This is a genomic window from Synechococcus sp. BDU 130192, from assembly GCF_963876085.1.
GTDB lineage: Bacteria > Cyanobacteriota > Cyanobacteriia > Cyanobacteriales > MRBY01 > MRBY01.
This window is the reverse complement of record NZ_CAWNNO010000055.1, coordinates 130824-151036: the sequence shown is the minus strand read 5'-3', so window position 1 is coordinate 151036 and position 20213 is coordinate 130824. Positions and strand designations below refer to the sequence as shown.

The 20213-nt window shown below is 49.3% G+C and carries 20 protein-coding genes; 10 read left to right on the top strand and 10 right to left on the bottom strand.

The window, feature by feature from the left end:
- Positions 1 to 19 precede the first annotated feature (19 nt).
- Together AACT35_RS12070 and AACT35_RS12065 are read right to left on the bottom strand one after the other, a co-directional pair.
- Complete coding sequence (locus AACT35_RS12070) at positions 20 to 1267, bottom strand: S-layer homology domain-containing protein (protein WP_198158664.1); 1248 nt, start codon at positions 1265 to 1267, stop codon at positions 20 to 22.
- Between the two features lie 348 nt (positions 1268 to 1615).
- A complete protein-coding gene (locus tag AACT35_RS12065) occupies positions 1616 to 2449 on the bottom strand; it encodes a prohibitin family protein (protein ID WP_315862046.1) in 834 nt (277 codons plus the stop codon).
- Between the two features lie 184 nt (positions 2450 to 2633).
- On the opposite strand from AACT35_RS12065, the gene AACT35_RS12060 reads away from it, so the two are divergent.
- Both AACT35_RS12060 and AACT35_RS12055 read left to right on the top strand, forming a co-directional pair.
- Positions 2634 to 3992, top strand: a complete 1359-nt coding sequence (locus AACT35_RS12060; protein ID WP_099239676.1) for an aromatic ring-hydroxylating dioxygenase subunit alpha — start codon at positions 2634 to 2636, stop codon at positions 3990 to 3992.
- Between the two features lie 228 nt (positions 3993 to 4220).
- Entirely contained in the window at positions 4221 to 4943 is a 723-nt protein-coding gene (locus AACT35_RS12055) for a hypothetical protein (protein WP_065717088.1), read from the top strand.
- A 203-nt stretch (positions 4944 to 5146) separates the two neighbouring features.
- Here the strand turns inward: AACT35_RS12055 and AACT35_RS12050 are convergent, their stop codons facing one another.
- The 5 genes from AACT35_RS12050 to AACT35_RS12030 all read right to left on the bottom strand — a co-directional run bounded on the left by AACT35_RS12050 (position 5147) and on the right by AACT35_RS12030 (position 10657).
- Positions 5147 to 5590, bottom strand: a complete 444-nt coding sequence (locus AACT35_RS12050) for a serine hydrolase (protein WP_254048030.1) — start codon at positions 5588 to 5590, stop codon at positions 5147 to 5149.
- A gap of 30 nt (positions 5591 to 5620) precedes the next feature.
- Positions 5621 to 6844, bottom strand: a complete 1224-nt coding sequence (locus tag AACT35_RS12045; RefSeq protein ID WP_099239674.1) for an RNA-guided endonuclease InsQ/TnpB family protein — start codon at positions 6842 to 6844, stop codon at positions 5621 to 5623.
- 125 nt (positions 6845 to 6969) lie between these two features.
- Positions 6970 to 7380, bottom strand: a complete 411-nt coding sequence (locus AACT35_RS12040) for a serine hydrolase domain-containing protein (RefSeq protein WP_254048029.1) — start codon at positions 7378 to 7380, stop codon at positions 6970 to 6972.
- 136 nt (positions 7381 to 7516) lie between these two features.
- The gene (locus AACT35_RS12035; RefSeq protein WP_099239672.1) at positions 7517 to 9829 is read right to left on the bottom strand and encodes a heavy metal translocating P-type ATPase; all 2313 of its coding nucleotides are present in this window, start codon (positions 9827 to 9829) and stop codon (positions 7517 to 7519) included.
- Positions 9830 to 9898: 69 nt separating this feature from the next.
- On the bottom strand, positions 9899 to 10657 hold the full coding sequence (locus tag AACT35_RS12030; protein ID WP_099239670.1) for a serine/threonine protein kinase: 759 nt from the start codon (positions 10655 to 10657) through the stop codon (positions 9899 to 9901).
- A gap of 78 nt (positions 10658 to 10735) precedes the next feature.
- On the opposite strand from AACT35_RS12030, the gene AACT35_RS12025 reads away from it, so the two are divergent.
- From AACT35_RS12025 to AACT35_RS12005, 5 genes are all read left to right on the top strand, one after another.
- Entirely contained in the window at positions 10736 to 11044 is a 309-nt protein-coding gene (locus AACT35_RS12025; protein ID WP_062436057.1) for a carbon dioxide-concentrating mechanism protein CcmK, read from the top strand.
- Positions 11045 to 11152: 108 nt separating this feature from the next.
- Positions 11153 to 11488 (top strand): carbon dioxide-concentrating mechanism protein CcmK, encoded by a 336-nt coding sequence (locus tag AACT35_RS12020; RefSeq protein ID WP_012308208.1) that lies wholly within the window; start codon positions 11153 to 11155, stop codon positions 11486 to 11488.
- 126 nt (positions 11489 to 11614) lie between these two features.
- Positions 11615 to 12901: a glutamate-5-semialdehyde dehydrogenase gene (gene proA / locus AACT35_RS12015; RefSeq protein WP_099239668.1), complete on the top strand. Its 1287-nt coding sequence runs from the start codon at positions 11615 to 11617 to the stop codon at positions 12899 to 12901.
- A gap of 681 nt (positions 12902 to 13582) precedes the next feature.
- Positions 13583 to 14599, top strand: a complete 1017-nt coding sequence (locus AACT35_RS12010) for a hypothetical protein (protein ID WP_099239664.1) — start codon at positions 13583 to 13585, stop codon at positions 14597 to 14599.
- Positions 14600 to 14640: 41 nt separating this feature from the next.
- Positions 14641 to 15762 (top strand): CARDB domain-containing protein, encoded by a 1122-nt coding sequence (locus tag AACT35_RS12005; RefSeq protein WP_099239662.1) that lies wholly within the window; start codon positions 14641 to 14643, stop codon positions 15760 to 15762.
- Between the two features lie 7 nt (positions 15763 to 15769).
- Here AACT35_RS12005 and AACT35_RS12000 read toward each other — a convergent pair whose 3' ends face one another.
- A complete protein-coding gene (locus tag AACT35_RS12000) occupies positions 15770 to 17092 on the bottom strand; it encodes a hypothetical protein (protein WP_099239660.1) in 1323 nt (440 codons plus the stop codon).
- An 81-nt stretch (positions 17093 to 17173) separates the two neighbouring features.
- Between AACT35_RS12000 and AACT35_RS11995 the strand changes: the two genes are divergently transcribed.
- Complete coding sequence (locus tag AACT35_RS11995) at positions 17174 to 17647, top strand: TspO/MBR family protein (RefSeq protein WP_062436067.1); 474 nt, start codon at positions 17174 to 17176, stop codon at positions 17645 to 17647.
- Between the two features lie 3 nt (positions 17648 to 17650).
- On the opposite strand, the gene psb32 is transcribed toward AACT35_RS11995, so the two are convergent.
- Entirely contained in the window at positions 17651 to 18349 is a 699-nt protein-coding gene (gene psb32, locus AACT35_RS11990) for a photosystem II repair protein Psb32 (protein WP_099239659.1), read from the bottom strand.
- A gap of 327 nt (positions 18350 to 18676) precedes the next feature.
- On the bottom strand, positions 18677 to 19135 hold the full coding sequence (locus tag AACT35_RS11985; protein ID WP_030007435.1) for a photosystem I reaction center subunit XI: 459 nt from the start codon (positions 19133 to 19135) through the stop codon (positions 18677 to 18679).
- Between the two features lie 247 nt (positions 19136 to 19382).
- Between AACT35_RS11985 and AACT35_RS11980 the strand changes: the two genes are divergently transcribed.
- Together AACT35_RS11980 and sixA are read left to right on the top strand one after the other, a co-directional pair.
- Positions 19383 to 19499: a photosystem I reaction center subunit VIII gene (locus tag AACT35_RS11980; protein ID WP_012308216.1), complete on the top strand. Its 117-nt coding sequence runs from the start codon at positions 19383 to 19385 to the stop codon at positions 19497 to 19499.
- 216 nt (positions 19500 to 19715) lie between these two features.
- Positions 19716 to 20213, top strand: coding sequence for a phosphohistidine phosphatase SixA (gene sixA / locus AACT35_RS11975; RefSeq protein WP_012308217.1), 498 nt, complete (start codon positions 19716 to 19718; stop codon positions 20211 to 20213).

The following is a 20213-nucleotide window of genomic DNA, read 5'->3' as shown; positions in this document are numbered from 1 at the left end:
CCCTAAAACAATCTTTTTCCTAGGGATTGACTTGAAGAATCAAGTCATTGGCCAAGGTGAGATCAAGATCCGTATTGGTTTCTACCACCAACAGATCCACACGATCAAGGCCCAAAAATTGGGGGATCAAGGTGGCAAGGATGCCAGCACCAGCACCAATTAAGAGTTCCTCTGTGGCGATCGCCCGGTCTCCAGTAATGGCGGCGATCGCGGCGGCGGCCCCCGTACCTAAAGCCGCATTTCTCAACAGATTGCCCACATCAGTGCCCCGACGCACACTTTCCGTATCTGTGATCACCTGGGAGGCCGCGTTGATATTGTACATTTGGCCGTTGGGTAACTCTAGGCGTTGGGCGACAAAGCGCGTCCCATTCCCTGACGGTCGGAACTCCCCTTGAATTTCACTGCCCTGGGGAATCAGCACTATCCCCTGGGTATTGACAATATTGGCATCCACCGTGAGGGTCACCGGTAAAATTTCATCCTGGGTTAAGAGGATTTTGTCGGCGGTATAACTAATTGGAATAATCGTGCCCGCTGTAATGCGATAGTCCACAGCCACCACATCCTGGGTAACGATATAAGGGGAATTTAGTGCCTGTACCTGACCCTGGGAAAAGAGAGCCTGATAAATAAACGCGGCCACCTCAGCCCGTGTGGCATTGCGCTTAGGATTGAGTTGTTGCAAATTGGCATAGTTCACCACCATTTTTTGTTCTGTCGCGGCGGCAATGGGGCTCCGGGCAAAATCAGCAATATTCGCCGCATCCTGGTAATAGCCGAGGGTGGTATTGATGTTGTTACGGGCTGAATAATTTAAACCATTGGCTAGGGCGACTAAAACCTGCTCCCGGGGAATATTTTGTTCGGGGCGGAAAACCTGACCTGGATATCCCGAAAGAAAGCCCATCTCGTAGGCATTATTAATCGCATTAAAAGCCCAATAGCTGCTGGGGACATCCACAAAATTAATCGCATTGCGGTCTTGGCTCTTGGGGAGGGCTTTCTGCACCATGGCCGCAAATTGAGCACGGGTCACAGGTGCATCGGGCCGAAAAGAACCATCAGGAAAACCGGCAATGATCCCCCGGTTGACCAATTCATTAATAAAGCCTGTGGCCCAATAGTTACTCGGAACATCTGGAAATTGGCTTGTTTGGGCCACCACCGCTGCGGGTTGCAGCAACGATCCCTGGAAGGGTAATGTACTTCCTAGTCCGAGGGATAAGGCCAAAAGAAGAGCGGTGGATTGCTGAGTTCGCTTCATAGAAGGCATATTATTTTTCCTTGCGTTTCAGATTAGGGTGACTGCTTATTTTCAGGTTAGCGTTGTTACCGTCACTTCTCACTTAAAAAATGCTTAAATCGAATTATTTAAGCTAAATTTACTGGGTTTTTAGACGACTTGTTCCCGTAAATGTTCCGCTGATTTTTTCGTTTTCAATTGCTTGGAAATGTTCTGGACAATAATGGGGATTGCTAAATTTATGCAGGGATTATTGAAGACTAGCCCTGCTTAAAAAATGTTTCCAGCTAGTCAAAAACAACATAAAAAGGCGATCGCCTTTGGATCGCCCGATGGTAATTTTGTGAAAATTTTGATTGGGTTGTAGGGCTATTTCGGCATGTCGTTGAGATCAAAGATAAAGGGGGCACTGGAGCGTTGATCGCCCATGACGAGCACCTTCGGCATTTGTGCGCCTCCTTCTTTCCAGGCTTCGATGGCTTCTTTTTTGAGTACGAGGTCTCCCCCCTGGGCCTTGAGGGTTTCCGCGAGCAAGCGTTGGGCTTCGGCTTTCCCCTTGGCTCGGTTGATATCTGCCTGGGCCTGCTGTTCGGCTTCTTGGGCGACGTAGATAGCCCGCTGCGCCCGCTGTTCGGCGATTTGTTTTTCTTCGACGGCGCGGGAAAATTCTGCGGAGAAGTTTAAATCAACGACGCTGGTGTCGAGGACAAGGATGCCATATTTTTCGAGGCGGGTTTCGAGGGCGGTATCAAAGTCATCCTTAAGTTCGGTGCGTTTGGTGATCGCTTCTTCGACGGTGCGCTTGGCGGCGGCAACCTTAAAGGATTCTTGGGTTTGGGGGGCAATAATTTTCGAGACGATATTTTGTAGGGTGCCCTGGGTACGCCGAATTTCGACGACTTTCACGGGATCGAGGCGGAAGTTAATGGCGAAACGGGCGGTCAAATCTTGCAAATCCTTGGTTGAGCTTTGGGCTGGGACTTCAAATTTTTGGACGGTCACGTCATAAACATCCACGCTGGCAATCAGGGGTGGTTTGAAATGAATTCCTTCTAGGAGAGCACCGTCCTGGGCTTTCCCAAGAACGCTCAAGACACCGGCTTGGCCAGGATTAATGATGACAAACGCATTGAGCACGATGAAAAATAACAGGGCGATCGCCACCCCAATCAGTGAGAGGGGAAAATTTTGGTTGGGAGTAATGTTACGCACGCGGTTTTGGTCTCCAAATCAGTTCTAGCGGCTCGGTTTTCCATCCCATTGTAGTGAAGACGACCAGGAGGCAAAGGGCAAAACCCAAAGGCGATCGCCCCAAGGAAATGTAACAATTCGTTAAGCTAAAAGCACTGACCCCAATCATTCCGTCTGAAATTTCCTTTTCTAATCTATGGTTGCAACGTCCCTCCCTGAACCCACTGCCGACACGACGCCTGCCTTCGATTGGCACGCAGCCTGGTATCCGATCCATTTCGTGCAGGATCTCGACAAAACCAAACCCACCCGCTTTGTGCTGCTGGGGGAACCCCTCGTGATTTGGTGGCAACCCAAAACCCAGCAATGGCAAGTCTTTAGCGATGTCTGTCCCCACCGCCTCGCGCCCCTATCCGAAGGTCGCATTGTCGATGGCTGTTTAGAATGCCCTTACCACGGTTGGCAATTTGCGGAGACGGGCGCCTGTACCAAAATTCCTTTCCAAGCCCCAGACGGTGAGGCCCACCACAGTCCCAGAGCCCAGGTAAAAACCTATGCCAGTTGCGTTGAACAAGGGTTGCTGTTTGTCTATGGGGGCGATCGCCACGAGGCAGCCCAAACGCCGATCCCGACGGTGCCCCAGTTAGACCAACATCCAGGGGAATGGGTGATGGCCGATGTGTTTCGTGATATTCCCTATGACGCCACAACCCTCTTAGAAAATGTCCTGGATACGAGTCATGTGGCCTTTACCCACCACCCCCGGGTCGGTAACCGTAAAAATGCCAAGGAATTTATCCTCGATGTTTCTGAGGTAGAAAAAACAGGCTTCACGGGCAATTGGGAAGAAGGCCCCCGGCGCGGTACCCTCGGCTCCCAGAAAACAACCTTTTTTGCGCCGGCTGCCATGTGGCACGACATTCCCGAAAGTCCCTTTGGCCAGGTGATGACCGTTGTTTACGCGACTCCCACCGAAAAAGGACGCTGCCGGGCGATTGTGCGGCTCCCCTTCCGTTTTAAAGCGGCCATACCCCGCCTCGCGTTTAAATTTACTCCCCGGTGGTTTTCTCATCTCAATCAAATGGGCATCCTCGAAGATGATCAAATCTTTTTGCATCTCCAGGAACGGGAACTGGCAAAATCGACCCAAAACTATGCCAAAACCTGTTATTTGCCGACCAGTTCAGATTTGTTTGTGTTGGCCTATCGCCAATGGGTAGAACGGTATGGCGCACCTTTCCCAGACGAAGATTTTTCGCCCGCAGAACCACAACAAAGCCAATTGCTAGAGCGTTACCATTCCCACACCAAAAATTGCGCCAGTTGTACCCAGGCTCTTCATCGAATTCAGAAAGGGAAAAAAGGCGTCATTGGTTTGGGATTTCTGCTGTGGTTGGGTTTGCCCTTCGCGATTTTTTCTGGTTTGCCCACTTGGAGCCTTGGGGCGATCGCCACGGTGATCATTGTCTTAGCGGGACTCTGGTGGCAACTCCATCGCCTAGAATGTCGATTTTTTGAAGGGGAATATCCCCCAACGCGAAACTATCAGCAGTGATCAGGACGTACTCTCTTTAGGGAAAAATTTCTTGTAATCAGCCAGAAAACCTAGGTCACCTCCCCAAGAGCTGCCTATAATTCAGCTAGAGTCGGCTATTCCGAGAAAATCTGCATCAGTTCTTGGCCTCAGCAACTATCTCTATCTAACGGACTTGTTTGCCCAAGACCCAACTGAAATTTACTTCGCACACTACTTTTTCCCTATCTTTTCCCTCTAAAAATCCCCATGAAATCCACCTTACGGCCCCTGTTCTCTTGTTTACCCGTCCTCCTCGGCTTTTGGGTTGAGGGGGCGATCGCCAATCCCAGTCCCACGGTTCCCACCACTATCCCTAACGCCTACCCGGTGCTGGTGAGTCAAGTTCCAGTTGGACGACAAGTTGCCACCCAAAAAACAACCTACGCCCCCAGTGAGCCAATTATGGTGAACTACGCCAATCTACCGGGCAACTCTGGAGATTGGATTACCATCGTTCCGGCCAATGCCCCCGACAATAGCTACGAAGAATGGTTTTATACCGATGGTCAACGCTCTGGCTCCCGTCAGTTCAAAGGTCTCGCTGCTGGCAGCTACGAAGTACGGGTTTACCACAACTGGCCCAATGGCGGTTATGTCGTCCAGGATCGGTATCGTTTCACTGTCGGGACACAAGCGGCAACACCAATTAACAACCGTCATATCTCTACCAATAAAACGGTCTACCAAGCTAATGAACCGATTATGGTGAACTACGCTAATCTCCCTGGTAATCGCCAGGATTGGATCACCATTGTTGCGGCCAATGCCCCCGACGACAGCTACGGTGAATGGTTTTATACCCAAGGGCAGCGCTCAGGTTCCCGTCAATTCAGAGGTCTCACCCCAGGCAATTATGAAGTACGCGTCTACTACAACTGGTCTGCGGGTGGTTATGTCGTCCAAGATCGTTACGCCTTTACGGTGCGCTAGCCAGCCACCAATCTAGGCCAAATTTAATTGATTCTTGTCTTCCAATGCTTAAGCTCCCCGATAGAAACGTTCACCAAGCTTAAGCAGCGGAAGATTTTTTTAGCCTTTGCTTATGAAGACGGCATCGAACAAATAAAATCGACTTGGGTCTAAACTCAGACTAAATTTGCTTGTCTAGGATGGGAAAATTTGTTTTCCAACACTCAAGTCTGACATATCAACGCAGGATCATCTTCTAAAAGAGTACCGTAGACCTGCTGGATTAAACTGCGGGCGTGGTTATTCTGAGCATCTACAGAGCTATTAAATAGAGCAGAAATAATCACTTGATTACAAGGGAAATACACATAAAATGAACGATAGCCCAGTGTTTCGCCTTGATAAAACCAATAATTGCCCCAACGTTCGTCGTAACCCTGGATAATCCCCAAACCAAAACCATAGGGATCTGTCGCTGTTGTTTGGGCGATCGCCTCTCTTGTCTGTAAAGAAACGATTTGCTGCATTTCTTCTTTTTCTTCAGCGGACAGCAAATTGTCTTCAACGAATAATGTTCGTACCCAGTGGATAATGTCTTCTGTATTTGAAACTAAGGCCCCCGCCGCCCCTGCCCAAGACAGGTTGTTACGGCTAACATCTTTTCCCACAAGTTCTGGGTTGGTTTGACACTCCCCTGCCTAAAGGCGAGGGGATTCTTTGCTCAACGACTCAACTTGCCCTGACAGAACGGATTCAGCCAGAGTAGTGGTCAAATCTCCCAAAGCGTACATTCCGGTGTGCCCCACCGTACTCAATCCCGAACGCAAGATGTTTATCGCCGCATTATGGTCACGGTCTAGCTCACAGCCACACTCACACACATGAGTCCGCACTGAAAGAGACTTCTGCACCGTTTGACCACAGGCGCTACAGTTCTGGCTGGTGTAGTGGGGTGGCACAGCAATGGTAATCTTCCTAAACACCTTACCGAAATACTCTAGCCACACCCGGAACTGATACCAACTTGCATCGTTGATCGATTTCGCTAGGCAATGATTTTTCACCAGATTTTTCACCCGCAAGTCTTCATAGGCCACTACATCGTTAGATGTGATTACGCACCGTGCTAATTTCACCGCATGGTCTTTACGTTGCCTACTTATCTTCAGGTGAACTCTCCCTAGTTTATTGATTGCCCTGCGTCGATTGCTGCCTCCTTTTTGCTTGCGAGAAACAAGACGATGCGCTCGTTTGAGACGCTGTTTCCCTTTTCGTAAAAAGCGAGGATTTTCCACGGCAAAGCCATTGGAGTCAGTGTAAAACTCTTTTAAGCCTACATCTAACCCAATTGCTTTACCGGATGGCATTACTGATTCTTGACGGTCTACACTTACCGGAAACTGAGCATAGTAGCCATCGGCACGGCGCACTAATCGCACCCGCTTAATTTGCTCTGGTTGGTAAAAGTTCAGGTCACGGCTTCCCAAGAGTTTCAATCGACCAATCTTATTTTTGTCAGTGAAGACGATGTATTTACGATTGTCCTCTAACTTCCACCCTGAGGTTTTGTATTCCACAGAGCGGCAGTTCTTTTGGAATTGGGGATAACCTTTCTTCCCTGAGACTTTCTTCTTGCAGGCTTCGACGTGAGCGCTCAGCCGAACGTCTTCGTAGAAGCGACTGATGGCCGACCATGCTCGTTCAGCGGCAGATTGTCTAGCCTGAGAGTTCAAGTCATTGGCAAAAGGAAACTCCTTAGCCAATACTGCGCATTGTTTATTGAGGTCGTACTTCGTGACATTGGGGTTATCCATCCAATAGCGGATAGACTTATTCCGGATGAACTGAGTTGTCCGAATAGCCTCGTCAATGGCGCTGTATTGAGCAGGTTTACCCTTAACTTTAAACTCAAGAATCAGCATTAGTTCGAATGTTCTAGTGTTTATACTGAATATTTTAGAATAAGACAGAAAGTGTGGCTTGCTTCTTCCCGTTGGTCAGACTTCGGCGAGCTCAGTCGAGTCGTCGCTCGGCTTATATCCCCGCTCTAAAAGAGGCAGGGTTTTACGCCGACTTTCCGATAATTTGGCAAGCCAGATGTCATATTCAAAAGCTGCGTGGTTGTAATACCAGACCAGTGGGAATATTCAGGTAAATATTGGGTAAAGTCAGCATTTAGATCAAGGGCTTGGTTACGGTTGTTTTGAAGCAGTAAAGCCGCCGTAAAAGATTTCGTGATGCTGCCGATGTGAAAGAGGCTTTCGGCTGTAATGGGCGCACTGTTGGGGTCGTGACTTTCCCGACCGATGACGTAGGTTTGGGTTGGGGCTTCGTTAACTTTAACGGATAATTGAATCCCAGAAAAATTTTCTCGTGTTTGGTATTGGGTGTAGTGTTCTGCTAAATATTGATTAATTTTTTGATCGGGTAGCGCTTTAGCAATGGTTGGAAAGGTCATGGAAGTGGTAATTCCCAAGAAGGCTAAAGCCAGCATTTTAAGCATGATAAATATTTAATTTTATTTGACGCCGCATTCATTATGAAATGAATATTCAGAGGCGAGTCCAGTGGTTTAAAAATATTGATGTGAAACTTTATTGGGGATTTTGATTTGTTTTTTGGAACGATTTTTTTAAGGTGAGGGAATTCGTCACAACTAATACAGAACTCATGGCCATTAAGCCTGCGGCCACAGCGGGACTGAGGGTGAAGTTAAATTGCGGCAAGAGAATCCCTGCGGCGAGGGGAATTGCGATGAGGTTATAGCCAAAGGCCCAGATTAAATTTTGGCGGATCACTTTGACGGTCGCTTGGCTTAGATGAAGAGTCTGGGCAAAATCCATCAGGCGATCGCCCATGAGGATAATGTCAGCGGTGGCGAGGGCAACGTCGGTACTCCCCTGGAGAGAAATGCCAATATCGGCGGTAGCGAGGGCTGGCGCGTCGTTAATGCCATCACCGATCATCGCGACTACTTTTTGTTGAGCCTGGAGGGTGCGGAGTGCGGCGGCTTTTTCGATGGGGGAAAGGGCACCTTGATAATGATCAAGCTGGAGAGTTTGAGCGAGATTTTTGACGACGGGTGCTTGATCGCCACTGAGGAGGATCACCTCTAAATTTCTGGCGCGTAGATTTTCGATTAGAGCGATGGCATCGGGACGAATTGGATCGGCGATCGCCACTAAACCAGCCACCTGGTGATCGATGGCAATAAAAATGGTGGTTTTGCCCGTGGCTGACCAGGTTTCGAGATGGCGCTGACAGGCTTCCGGGATTGTAATTTGGGCGGTCTCAAGCCAGGCTTGGCTACCAATATGTACCGACTGGCCATTTACTTGACCGACAATGCCTTTACCCAAAGCGGTTTCAACCTGATCGGGGGCAAAGAGTTCTCGGTTTTGCTGTTGGGCGATCGCCACAAAGGCTTGGCCATAGGGATGGGTGCTGCGCTGTTCCAGGCTCGCGGCCCATTGCAGCAGGGAATCTTGCGACCAAGGGGCAAAGCTAACCCACTCGACAATCTGCGGTTTGCCCTGGGTGAGGGTGCCTGTTTTATCGAAAACAACGGTGGTCAGTTGATTGAGGCGTTCGAGGATATCTCCCCCTTTGATCAAAATGCCCTGCTCAGCCCCAAGACTTGTCCCCACCAGGAGAGCCGTGGGCGTCGCTAACCCCAAGGCACAGGGACAGGCCACCACCAAAACGGCGATCGCCAATTTCAGGCTTAAGATTTCTGGGTTCGTCGCCCCTGGGTCTAACCAGAGTTGGCTGCCGATCAGATCCCAAAATAAAAAGACCAACACCGCCAAAGCCATCACCCCATAGGCAAAATATCCCGCAATGGTATCCGCCATTTTTTGCACGGGCGCTTTGCGGGTCTGGGCGGCCTCTACGGTGCGGATAATCTGGGCGAGCATCGTATTTTGGGCCGTTTGGGTGGCTTGCACAATGATCACTCCCAGTTGATTGAGGGTGCCGGCCTTCACCGATGCGCCGACCGTTTTTTCCTGGGGCAGCGCTTCCCCCGTCAACATCGATTCATCCACAGTGGTTTCACCGCGAATAATCGCTCCATCCACAGGGATTTTTTCGCCGGGTAAAATGCGCACCCATTCGCCAATCTGTACCTGGGCCACGGGAATTGTAATTTCTTCAGTTTCGCCCTTTTGTTCTCGACCCATCAGGCGCGCCCCCTGGGGTTGCAGAGCGAGGAGGGATTCGAGGGCGGCGATCGCCTTGAGTCTGGCATTACCTTCGAGGGTGCGGCCAAGGAAGATAAAACCCAGTAACATCACCGGTTCATCAAAGAAACATTCCCAACCCAACTGGGGCATCAGCCAAGCCACACAGCTTGTCAGGTAGGCGCTCAATGTGCCTAAACCCACCAGAGTATTCATATTGGCATGGCCTTTAATCAGTCCTGTCCAGCCGTCCCGCAAAATCGGCAACCCCGGAATGAATAAGGCCAAGGTGGCGATCGCCCAATGGACACCCATCAAATGAAGCAGGGGAATTTTCAGGCCCGTCAGGTGATGCAAATGGCCCAGGCTCGACGCGAGGAGCAAGACAATCGCCGCCCCCAAACGCCAATATTGTTCCCGCTGGGATTGAGCGCGTTTTTCTTGGTATTGGTTAAAGGTTTCAACTTTTGTTGCCCTGGGTTCGCTCGGAAAGCCTGCTTGGGATAGACGGTTGGCGATCGCCTCTGGTTGAATTTTTTCTGGCTCATAGGTAACCACCGCCACCTCCGTAATCAAATTTACCACCGCCGAGAGCACCCCAGGCTGCTGCGTTAACTGGCGTTCTACGGCCTTAACACAACCTGCACAACGCATCCCCTGAACATCAAAGGTCGTCGTGGTTTGTGGCGCAAGGCGCGATTCGGGAGAAAGAGAACGGGAAGTCATACCAAAGGCCCCAACTGCAACAGGCTGTCCCCTGAGTATGCCAAAAATTTTTCGTCCCAGGGCTGATTATTACCGTTGTTTGCAACCTAGGGCCGCCATAATCACTTGAAACTGTTCAAAATGGGGTTTTTGTTTGTAAAGTCTCAGGTGCGGCATTAATCTTTGTCGCTGATTCACCGGAAAATCCGGGGCAAAATAGTCTGCTAAAGCACTCCCCCACAGCAGTCCCTGGAGCGCACTGGTTAGGTTTTGGGGGCGGCGGTTCAGGCTAGCACCACTAAAATCTAAAAGCACGGGCTGGCATTGAGCGTTAACAATCACATCCTGGGTCAAACGCCCCATGTCCCCGCGATCTAACCCCACCTGATCGAGGGCAAAGGCTTGGGAGAGGATATTTTCCATCACCGTCCATCTCAAGGTTTGATGTGCTTGACCTTGGTGGGTCTGCAACCAAGCCAGGAGCGATCGCCCCGCCACAAATTCCATTAAGAGGAAATCCGCTGCCCCCTTGAGCAAACGGGGGCCAATGCCGATCTGATTGGCCTTTGCTAAACAGTCAATTTCCGGCCACAAGCTGTCGTGGTTACTATCCAAACGGCGAATTTTCAGCGCACGGGGCTGCCCCCGCCAAAGCACCATGACCACAACCCCCACGTAACCCAACCCTAGAATCGGTAAAGTACCGAGGTTTTTCGTCCCTACCGCAACCATCGCCTCAATGCCCCACTGTTTCAAATGCGATCGCCGCCGTTCGATCTCCGGTGTTGTCGCCTGGGGATAACCCAAAATCTCCGGGAGCAGTGGCAGCAAAGAACCAGTCAAGACCATTCCAAAAAATTTCCTATAGCAGAAGGGAACCAATGTGGGAGAATATAGCCCTATCCCTTGCCCCCAGGAGTCGAGATTATGCAAGAAGCCGTGGGAGTCATTGAAACCCTAGGTTTTCCCGCCGTCCTTGCCGCCGCTGATGCCATGGTCAAAGCGGGCCGTGTCACCATTGTGTTTTTTGACAAAGCCGAAAGAGGTAATTTTATCGTTGTCATTCGGGGTCGTACCTCAGAAGTGCGCCCTGCCATGGAAGCCGGTCTACGGGCCGCCGAGGAAACTGTCGGTGGCCAAGTGATGAGCCATTACACTGTGCCCAATCCCCCCGATAATGTTGTCGGGATTTTACCCCTGGAATATACCCAGGCCTCCCTCGAATTTCGCTCCTAGTGCAGCGAAGATCTTGGTGTTTTGCCCAGTTTAGAGAATAATATGTGCTTGGGTGAAGAACCAAATATGAATAAGTTTTACTAATCACAAAGATAAAGGAGACCCCCTATGCCCGCTCAAGCTGCGGTTGGATCACTTGAAACAAAAGGCTTTCCCGGAGTACTTGCCGCTGCCGATGCGATGGTTAAAGCCGGTCGTGTAACCCTGGTGGGTTACATTCGGGTTGGTAGTGCCCGCTTCAATATCAACATTCGTGGCGACGTTTCGGAAGTCAAAACGGCAATGGCTGCGGGTATTGAAGCCGTTGAGAAAGCCCATGGTGGCGTTTTAGAATCCTGGGTAATTATTCCCCGTCCCCATCCCAACGTCTGTGCGGTACTGCCCATCGACTACAGCGAAGATGTAGAACCCTACCGGGCCGCCGTAGAAGGAACCCGCGTTTAAATTAACCTTCTCAAAACCGCAGATTCATCACAGAAAAGCCTATTTTGATGGGCTTTTTTCGTTGTTGGGTCGGGCTACGGGTGATGTTAAATAGAACCATAGGACTGGATAAATTTGGAGGGAATCATGGCAACTCAGCTAATTGACTTGGCGCAACAAACGCGGGCGGCGGCTCAAAAACTAGGCACCTTAAGCCTGGCCCAGCGCAATGATGCTTTGGTAAAAGTGGCCCAGGCCCTCGCGGCCAATCAGGCGAAAATCGTCGCGGCAAACCAGGCAGACTGTGAAGCGGCCCAGCGAGATGGGATTGCGCCAGCCCTCTATGCCCGTCTAAAGTTGGGAGAGAGCAAATTACAAGCGGCGATCGCCGGTATCCATGACGTGATTAATCTCCCTGATCCCGTCGGCCATCTCCAGCTACACCGAGAATTAGATCAAGATTTAGTGCTGAAGCGGGTCACTTGTCCCCTGGGGGTTTTAGGGATTATTTTCGAGGCCCGCCCGGAAGCCCTAATTCAGATCACCAGCCTCGCAATTAAATCGGGTAATGGTGTGATTCTCAAAGGGGGCAAAGAAGCGATCCAATCCTGCACTGTGTTGACAGAAATTATCCAAACTGCCCTCCAGGACACGGCTGTTTCCCCCCAGGCTGTCACCCTCCTGACCACCCGCGAAGAAATTAAAACCCTCCTGTCCCTCGATGAATATGTGGATTTGATCATCCCGCGCGGTTCCAATGCCTTTGTGCAGTATGTGCAGCAAAATACGAATATTCCCGTGCTGGGCCATGCCGACGGCATTTGTCATTTATATGTGGGTGCTGCCGCAGATTTAAGCAAAACCATTCCGATTGTCGTCGATGCGAAAACCCAGTATCCGGCGGCTTGTAATGCGGTGGAAACGCTGTTAATTCACGAAAAAATTGCCCCGGAATTTTTACCCCAGATCGCCGCGGCTTTAACGGCGAAACAGGTCACTTTGCGCGGCGATGCGGCAACCCAAAAAATTATTCCTGTCCAACCTGCGACGGCAGAAGATTGGCGTACAGAATATAGTGATTTAGTCCTGGCAATTAAAATTGTGCCCGATGTCGAAGCGGCGATCGCTCACATCAATACCTACGGCTCCAAGCATACCGACGGGATTATCACAGAGGATGCCGCCACGGCCCAGATTTTCCTCAATGAAGTGAAAGCAGCGGGCGTTTACCATAATTGCTCGACCCGGTTTGCCGATGGTTTCCGCTACGGCTTCGGTGCAGAAGTAGGCATCAGCACCCAAACTCTGCCGCCCCGTGGCCCCGTGGGTTTAGAAGGACTTGTGACCTACAAATATCATCTCGTCGGCAATGGTCAAATTGCCGCGACCTATAGTGGCCCCGATGCCAAGCCTTTTACCCACCGAGATCTCTAGCGATTATGGCGATTATGGCGATCGCCGGATAAGTGGAATTCCAATTTGCCCCTAGCTTTGGGGCATTTTTTTTGTGATCAGTGAGATTAATTGACTTTATAAGCAGCTTCTTGATTTTTTGTGAAGCATCAGTGGTCATTGTCAATTTAATAGTGATTTAAGAATATAAAATATTTCTTTAGATATAGATCATAGATCGTTTTGTAAAAACAACTTCATCAAAACTGATTGCAATTATTTTTACTCTAAATTTATTTGAATTTGTTTTGTTTTTTGTTGCGGCACTGATCGTATCTTTGAATCCTTTAAATTCATGCTTTAAAATCCATATTAAATATGTAAAATACTTTCGTCGAAAATAAAGAATCGTTTGTTTAAAGCTTTTATAAAGGGTCTTTGTCGAGAATTCCAAGTAAATTTTAAAGACGAAATTCATTGTTTGGATTTGTCAAATTTGAAGCAAGCACACACAATTCTTTTATTGCTTAATTTTCAAGAAAAAACGAATTGCAAAAGAAAATTTTAATGTATTAAATCTAAGTAAGCAATGACTTTTTGATTAATTTCAAAATCTGATTCTACGCCATTAAATTTATTGGAGGTCTGTTTAAATACATGAAAAATTATTTAAGGCTGACTTTTCTCAAACTAATAACCTTAGGATTGTGCTGTATTTCTCCTATGCAGTCTAGTCTTGCCCACAGTCCGACTAATTTGCAAAATGACCCGGCCTCTACCAAAACATCTGGGCTTGAATTTCTCGTCGGCGAGTCAGATCTAATCATTTTCGGCGAAGTTATTGACATTCAATATCGCAACTCCCAACCCACACGGGAACAACCCCAAGGGCTACCCCATACTTTTGTAACTTACAAAATTCGTGAAACCTTACGGGGCAGAACACCAGGGGAAACGATTACCTTGCGAGTGCCCGGTGGTGCCGATGGCAGTGGTGGCATCTACATGGAGACGACTGCACCGATATTTGCTCGCAACCAGGCAGATATTTTATTTCTAACCGGAGACCCCGTAACGGGATGTCCCTTGGTAAATTGCGTTGACGGTCGCTTTAGGGTTGTAGACAATCGTGTGTTTAATGGTTGGGGAATTCCCGTGGTTGAAGCGACAGAAAGACTAAGGATTGGGGGGAAACCCCGCTTTGATCTTAATGTGATCGAATTACCAAGGCCTTCTTTTGAGCTGTTATTGAAACAACCAGAAACCCAAAGAATTATTCAGCAAGAAAGCCAGAGAACGGGTCAAAGCATTGCCGAGCTACAACGACGCTACGAAACAGAAGCACCTGCTGCTTATCGGGTGGGTTATGGTTTTCAGGCGGCAGTGGCAGCTGGTGATAATTTCGATTCTCCTGAAGCAGCTCCCATAGAAACCTTTGGGCCGCCCCTCAGTTTGTCTGCTTTTTTTGAAGCTGTGCGCCAGTGGAACAACCGGGTACAACCGCCTCAGTCTTCAATCCCATCGGCGGATCCGAACAAACCATTCAATGTGGCCGATCCAAGGTTAGAAGAAGTCAGAGCTGTCACAGTTCCGGATCAGATTACCGAAGAAGAAAAAAATGATGTGCAGGCTCGGGAAGGAGAAGGACAAATTCGTGATCTTTCGCCTAATTTGAGAGACCTTTCACCGCAACCCATTTCACCTGAGCTAAGACCCGACTTAAGACGGATAAACCCCTAATTCAGCCAGAATCACAACCAATTATTACAGGGACTTTTGCTATGAAGTTCAACTTGTTTAATCCCTATCTACTTGCGGCCTCAGCCATTATCTCTGCTTGTTTTATCCTGCCAAAACCCACCCAGGCAGCTTCCTGGCTGGAGTGTAATGGTGATAGCGGTAAGAAATTACGGTGGAGTGGCAATTCGACAACAGCCCGTATCAATACCATTAGTTTTCCGCCCGGTAGTTTACTGCAATCGGTGGAGCGGGGCATTAACGCGACCAATACCAACCCCTCTCCCTTTGTGATCAACACAACAACGGAAACAGGAGGAGTTGGTAGTGGCAATGGACAAAATGAGATTTACGCGAGTAGTATTTCTCCACCTGGGGTCGCCCGGATGCGGTACCACTGCTACTGGTTATTTGGTTGGCACTATGGTTTAGATGAAGTGGATATTGTCCTTGATTCATCGGGCCGTTCTTGGACGACTTCCCAGAATAAGAGCTCTAATACGGTCTACACGGGGTCTCGTTTGCCGATTGATGCAGTAATTAACCATGAAGCGGGGCATTACCTCGGCTTGATGCACGTTAATTGGGAATATAACGTGATGGGAGACTCTTGGCGGCATCACCATACCAATGGTGCCACGGCACGTACTTATTTTGGAGAAGATGCTTCCCATGGTTCCCGTGTTCTTTACGGCAGTCAAAATTCTACGTTTAATGATGTTTCTGCATCCCACTGGCGCAGAACGGGTGCAAGTGGTGAGTATTCAAGTCATGGGCGGGTAAGGATTCGTAATGCGGCGAATACAGCTACCTTAAGTGGGATTACGATTGCGGGGGAGCCGGGCTATCGCGTCAATCGTGGCAGTACAGTTCGTCCTGAATTTACGATTGAGAATAATGGTAAGCAGACCCATAATAATGTTTCCTATGGGATCTACATTTCAACCAATGACTATATCAGTTATGGTGATACCCGTATTGGCGGTGGGTCGTTTGGGTCAATCCATCCGGCGGACGTTTATACGACGACAATTCCAGTCACGATTCCGAGTAATCTGAATCCTGGTCAAAATTACTGGCTTGGGATCATCGTGGATGAGAACAACACCATCTCTGAGGTCAGTGGTTCTAATAATCGGGCTTACATTCCAATTCGCGTAGACTAAACAAGCGTTATTGACCTTCTTCTAGGCGTCGTTCCCAATCTTTGGCGAGGTCATCACGCCCTTGCAGTTGTTGATCGAGGAGATCTTGATCAGTGCCATAGGTGATGGTTTCGCCGGTGAGAATTTTCTGGGTTGCAAATCGCTGGGCATAGGCTAGTTTTTGTTGCAGTTCAGGTTCGCCAGTGTTGAGTAGGGCCGCCCGTTCTTGCCGCTGGGCGTTGCGATTTTCGATGGTTTGGTTGCGGCGCTGGAGCCAAAAGTAGCGGCCGAGGGGAACCGCCAAAAAGGCGATCGCATAGGCGAACAAGAGGGGATAAAGGGCCTGGGCAAGACCCACCAAGCCACCGAGTTCGGCCACCAGGGCTGAATCCTGTAACAAAACCCCTAGCATCAGGGCCAAGACTAAGTTGACACCCCCAAGGGCGATCGCCAAAAATTTCTGACCTGTAGGAGCAAGGGTAAATGTCCAGCGCTGTTCTTCTAAATAGTTGGGGACAGATTTCTGACGGCGTTCCTGGGCTTTGACCTGGAGTTCTGGGAAATAATAAACCAAGTCTCCCGTGGGGGACACTTCCGGGTAGCCATTGAACCGGGCCAAGACCGGTAACATGTAACTTTCTTCTGTCTGTTCCGTGGATGATAGCTTATCGAAATAGGGGGAAAGTTGTTCGGCGATCACGGCTCCATCATTGTTTTGGATGACTTGACCGATGGTTTGCCAGCGACGTTCCTCCAGGTTTGGATTGGGATCACCATCGCCGAATAGAAACGAAAAAACGGCTTCGAGGAAATTCATTCCCCCCTTCTCGGTGTTGCTCGCCGTGTTTTTTAAAGATGTTGCAGAACCATAGCGTCGGGGGCCGTAGTAGTTGGGGCTAAAGACACGAAACGGATTAGGCCCCCACCAAACGAGCCAGGGCAGATTAAAAGAGGAACTACGACGACGGGAGGAGTTGTTATTATCCTGACTGCTAGCGGCTGTCACTAGAGCCAGAATGGCGATCGTCATCAAAAGAATCGAAAGAATCAAGGCGATGCCAAAGGAGATCCGAATTAGGAAAAAGACAACTCGCCAGGTTTTATCGAGCCATTCCTGGAGCCGAATTTTAAAATATTTATTGCGGAGGATTGTCCGAAAGTTTTTGGGAAACTCAAAGACAACATCCCCCGTTTCTGCCACCTGGAGGTGCCCACCGGCATCGGCCGCGAGATTATAAAGACCGTTTTGGGCCACATTGAGTTCTAGGCCAGCCTGGGTCGCCACTTCCCCGACAGTCGCTCGATATTGGAGGGTTTCGACGGCGCGCATTAGTTGGGGCGAGAAGGTCATGGCTCTTTGGATCGTTAGAAATAATCTGGGGGGCTTCTGTTACCAGTATAGAATTGGGTTGAAATTCTGGGGGACAGAGAAATGCTGGGAACGGGATTATTGATCACCTTGGTGGCGATCGCCCTTGGGGTGTTGCTCAACCGAGCGATTCGCGCCGATCAACGCTGGTTTTTCCAATTGCGCCGTCCGGCCTGGCTCACCTTTGAAGGCATTATCCCAGTGGTGTGGACGAGTATTTTTATCTGTGGGATTATTTCCGCTAACTATGTTTGGCATGCAGATCCCCAGGGGTTTCGCACCTGGCTATTGATGGCGGGCTATGGTCTGTTGGAGTTGGTGATCTTGGCCTATACCCCTGTGATGTGCAAAACCCGCAGCCTAACGGTGGGAACCATTATTGGGGCTGCGGGTTTCGTAGTGGGTTTATTGTTGGCGATCGCCGTTTTTCCCGTCTCGAAAACGAGTTTTTGGCTTTTGTTGCCTTTTTTGCTGTGGAGTCCAGTCGGCACCTACATCACCTGGGAAATGATTTGGCTTAATCCTGGCAAAAGTTAATCCCTAGCGTACGTACCACCAGTAAGTAGCCATGGGAATGATTGTCGCCAAGAGAAGCAATACCACAACCCAAATGGTTGAACTGGTTGTTTTTGTGTCTTCGGCCTTGGTGAAAGTGCTTTCGATGTTAATTTCGGCGATGTCTGGGGGGCCAGGATCTGCTTCCCCGTTCAAAATGGTGCCAATGCGGGCCTCCGCATCCAGGAAGGCTTGGTTATAGGAACTGCTGCGCAGGGGGTAACCGATCGTTTCTCCGGTAATACTCTCGGCTGTCTCCGGTGGAATCAACTCCTGGATATTATTTCCCAGGGCGATCGCCACATTATTCGTCAACACATCCATCGCCACCACGATTTCATCGGCCCCCGCTTCTGGTGTCGGAAACCACTTGGCAAAGACCTTGTCGGTAAATTCTTCCATGGTCTGACCATAATCAAGGCGACGAATCGCGACAAAATGCAGACCCTTGCCCGTTGTTTCAGCTAACTCGCTGAGCTCTCGATTTAAACGCCCTTCGTTGGCACGACTAATTGCTTCTGCTTGATCCACAATCCAGATCGGTTCATCCCCCGTGGCGTAGGGCACATCATAAACACCAGTGGCCTGGGCTGCCGAAACAAAACTCCCAAAGGTAAACAATACCGTTGCGAGCCACACCCCCAGTTTTTGCCACCATTGCAAGCTTTTGGGTTGAGATATCATCTTAAAAACTAGTCCAAAAATTGTGCGTATCTTTTAGGTTCTAGAATAAACCAAGGGCGATCGCCACCGAAACTAACTGACCTTTGAGCCGCGCCGATTAGCCCAGTCGCGCTTTTCCTTAAGTCTCTTAAATTTTAGGCATTGAATTCTGTCAGACACAAAAAAACCCAGTGAATTTTCACCGGGCTTTACAAACAACAAACTCAATTGACCAGATCTACTAATTTGTAATTTTTAAAGTCATATATTGTGGCGGCCGTCGAATAACCAAATAGAACGTTAGATTACCCTACAGAACACCTTGTATAAAAACTTATCAACCAATCCCTAGATGGTGTACATCATCGGTAAGGCAATACAGAGACCATAGGCAACCAGGGCACCACCACAGCCGCCAATCAAGAAGCCAGCCGCAAACTCGCTCCAGCCTTCTTTGGTTCCTAGATTTTCAGGAGGATTGGGCGTGGTTAGGGTTGCAGTGGGTGTGCTGACGCCGACACTTCCGTAGAGGGAAAGGGCAAGGGTCAACAGGGAAATCAAGCCAACGGTTCCTAATAGGCCAGCAACTCCAGCAAAGTCTGCGTTCCGCAGCGGGCCGAGGAGAGCAAAGGGGCCATAGAGGAAATAACCATGGGCCATGCCAATTTCTAGACCACGGCGCTGTGCCGAAAGTCCTTGACGATAACCCGGTAGATTATTAATGAAAGCTTTACTAAATGCAGAAGCATTAATCGGAGTCGCGAGGTTTCCTACTTGAGGATCTCCACCATGTTGAATAATGTCCATTTAATGTTTAAGCTCCTCTCAAAACAAACTTACAATTTAAGTTCAGATAAACACTTGTTACGGATTATAAGAGATATTGCTAGATTTACTGGCTTTCTTAGTATTTGGCAACATTTAGGGCAAGTCCTGGGAATTTCGGCCATTTATGTTAAGAATCGTAATGTCTGTTCCCTCCCAAGACCTCTGGCAGTAATATCCAAGGTATTGTGAAAACCAGTTTGTTAATAGCATTTAGGAAAGATTTAATATGAACGGCGCCTACGCAGCTTCTTTTCTGCCTGTAATCCTTGTCCCCTTGGCGGGTGTTGTTTTCCCGGCTTTAGCGATGGGACTTCTGTTTAACTACATCGAATCTGACGCTTAAGTAAAAAATTCTGGGCGATCGCCTCAGGAATTTACCTCACATCTAAGATTGTTCTCATTTCCCCATGCACCGTAACTAGAGGTTGTGTGGGGAATTGTTTTTGGGGTGTGGCATCCTGGGATCAGGGCAAGCTTGGCCCATTGCTGGCCATTGTCGTTAAGAATAGAAAATGGCTGCTGCGTGTTCCAGCACCATCATCTCCCAGGAGGAAAAGTAATGGAACTATATTTTTTTCGCCATGGCATCGCCGCTGACCGGGCTGATTATGCAGAGGATGGCGATCGCCCTTTGACGACCAAAGGCGAAACCCGAACAAAACTTGTGGCCCAACGATTACAGCAGCTTGGTCTCCACTTTGAGGGGATTTTAACCAGTCCTTTGTTACGGGCCAGACAAACCGCAGAAATTTTGGCCGCCGCAGAGCTAGGCCCCCACCCCCAAGTTTTTCAAGGCCTAGCACCACGGGGTTCCCTGGGAGCGTTTTTAGCCTGGCTAGAACGTTGGGAAGCGGCTCCGGATGCAAAATTAGTCCTTGTGGGCCATCAACCAGACTTGGGCGAATGGGCTGAGGCGATCGCCTTTGGTCAGACAGGCCACCACCTCAACCTCAAAAAAGCAGGCATCATTGGCCTTCGTTCCGGTGCCGCCCGGATCCAAGCCCACACCGATAATGAGCTATTTTTGTTGACCTCGCCAAAATGGCTACTGCCATAA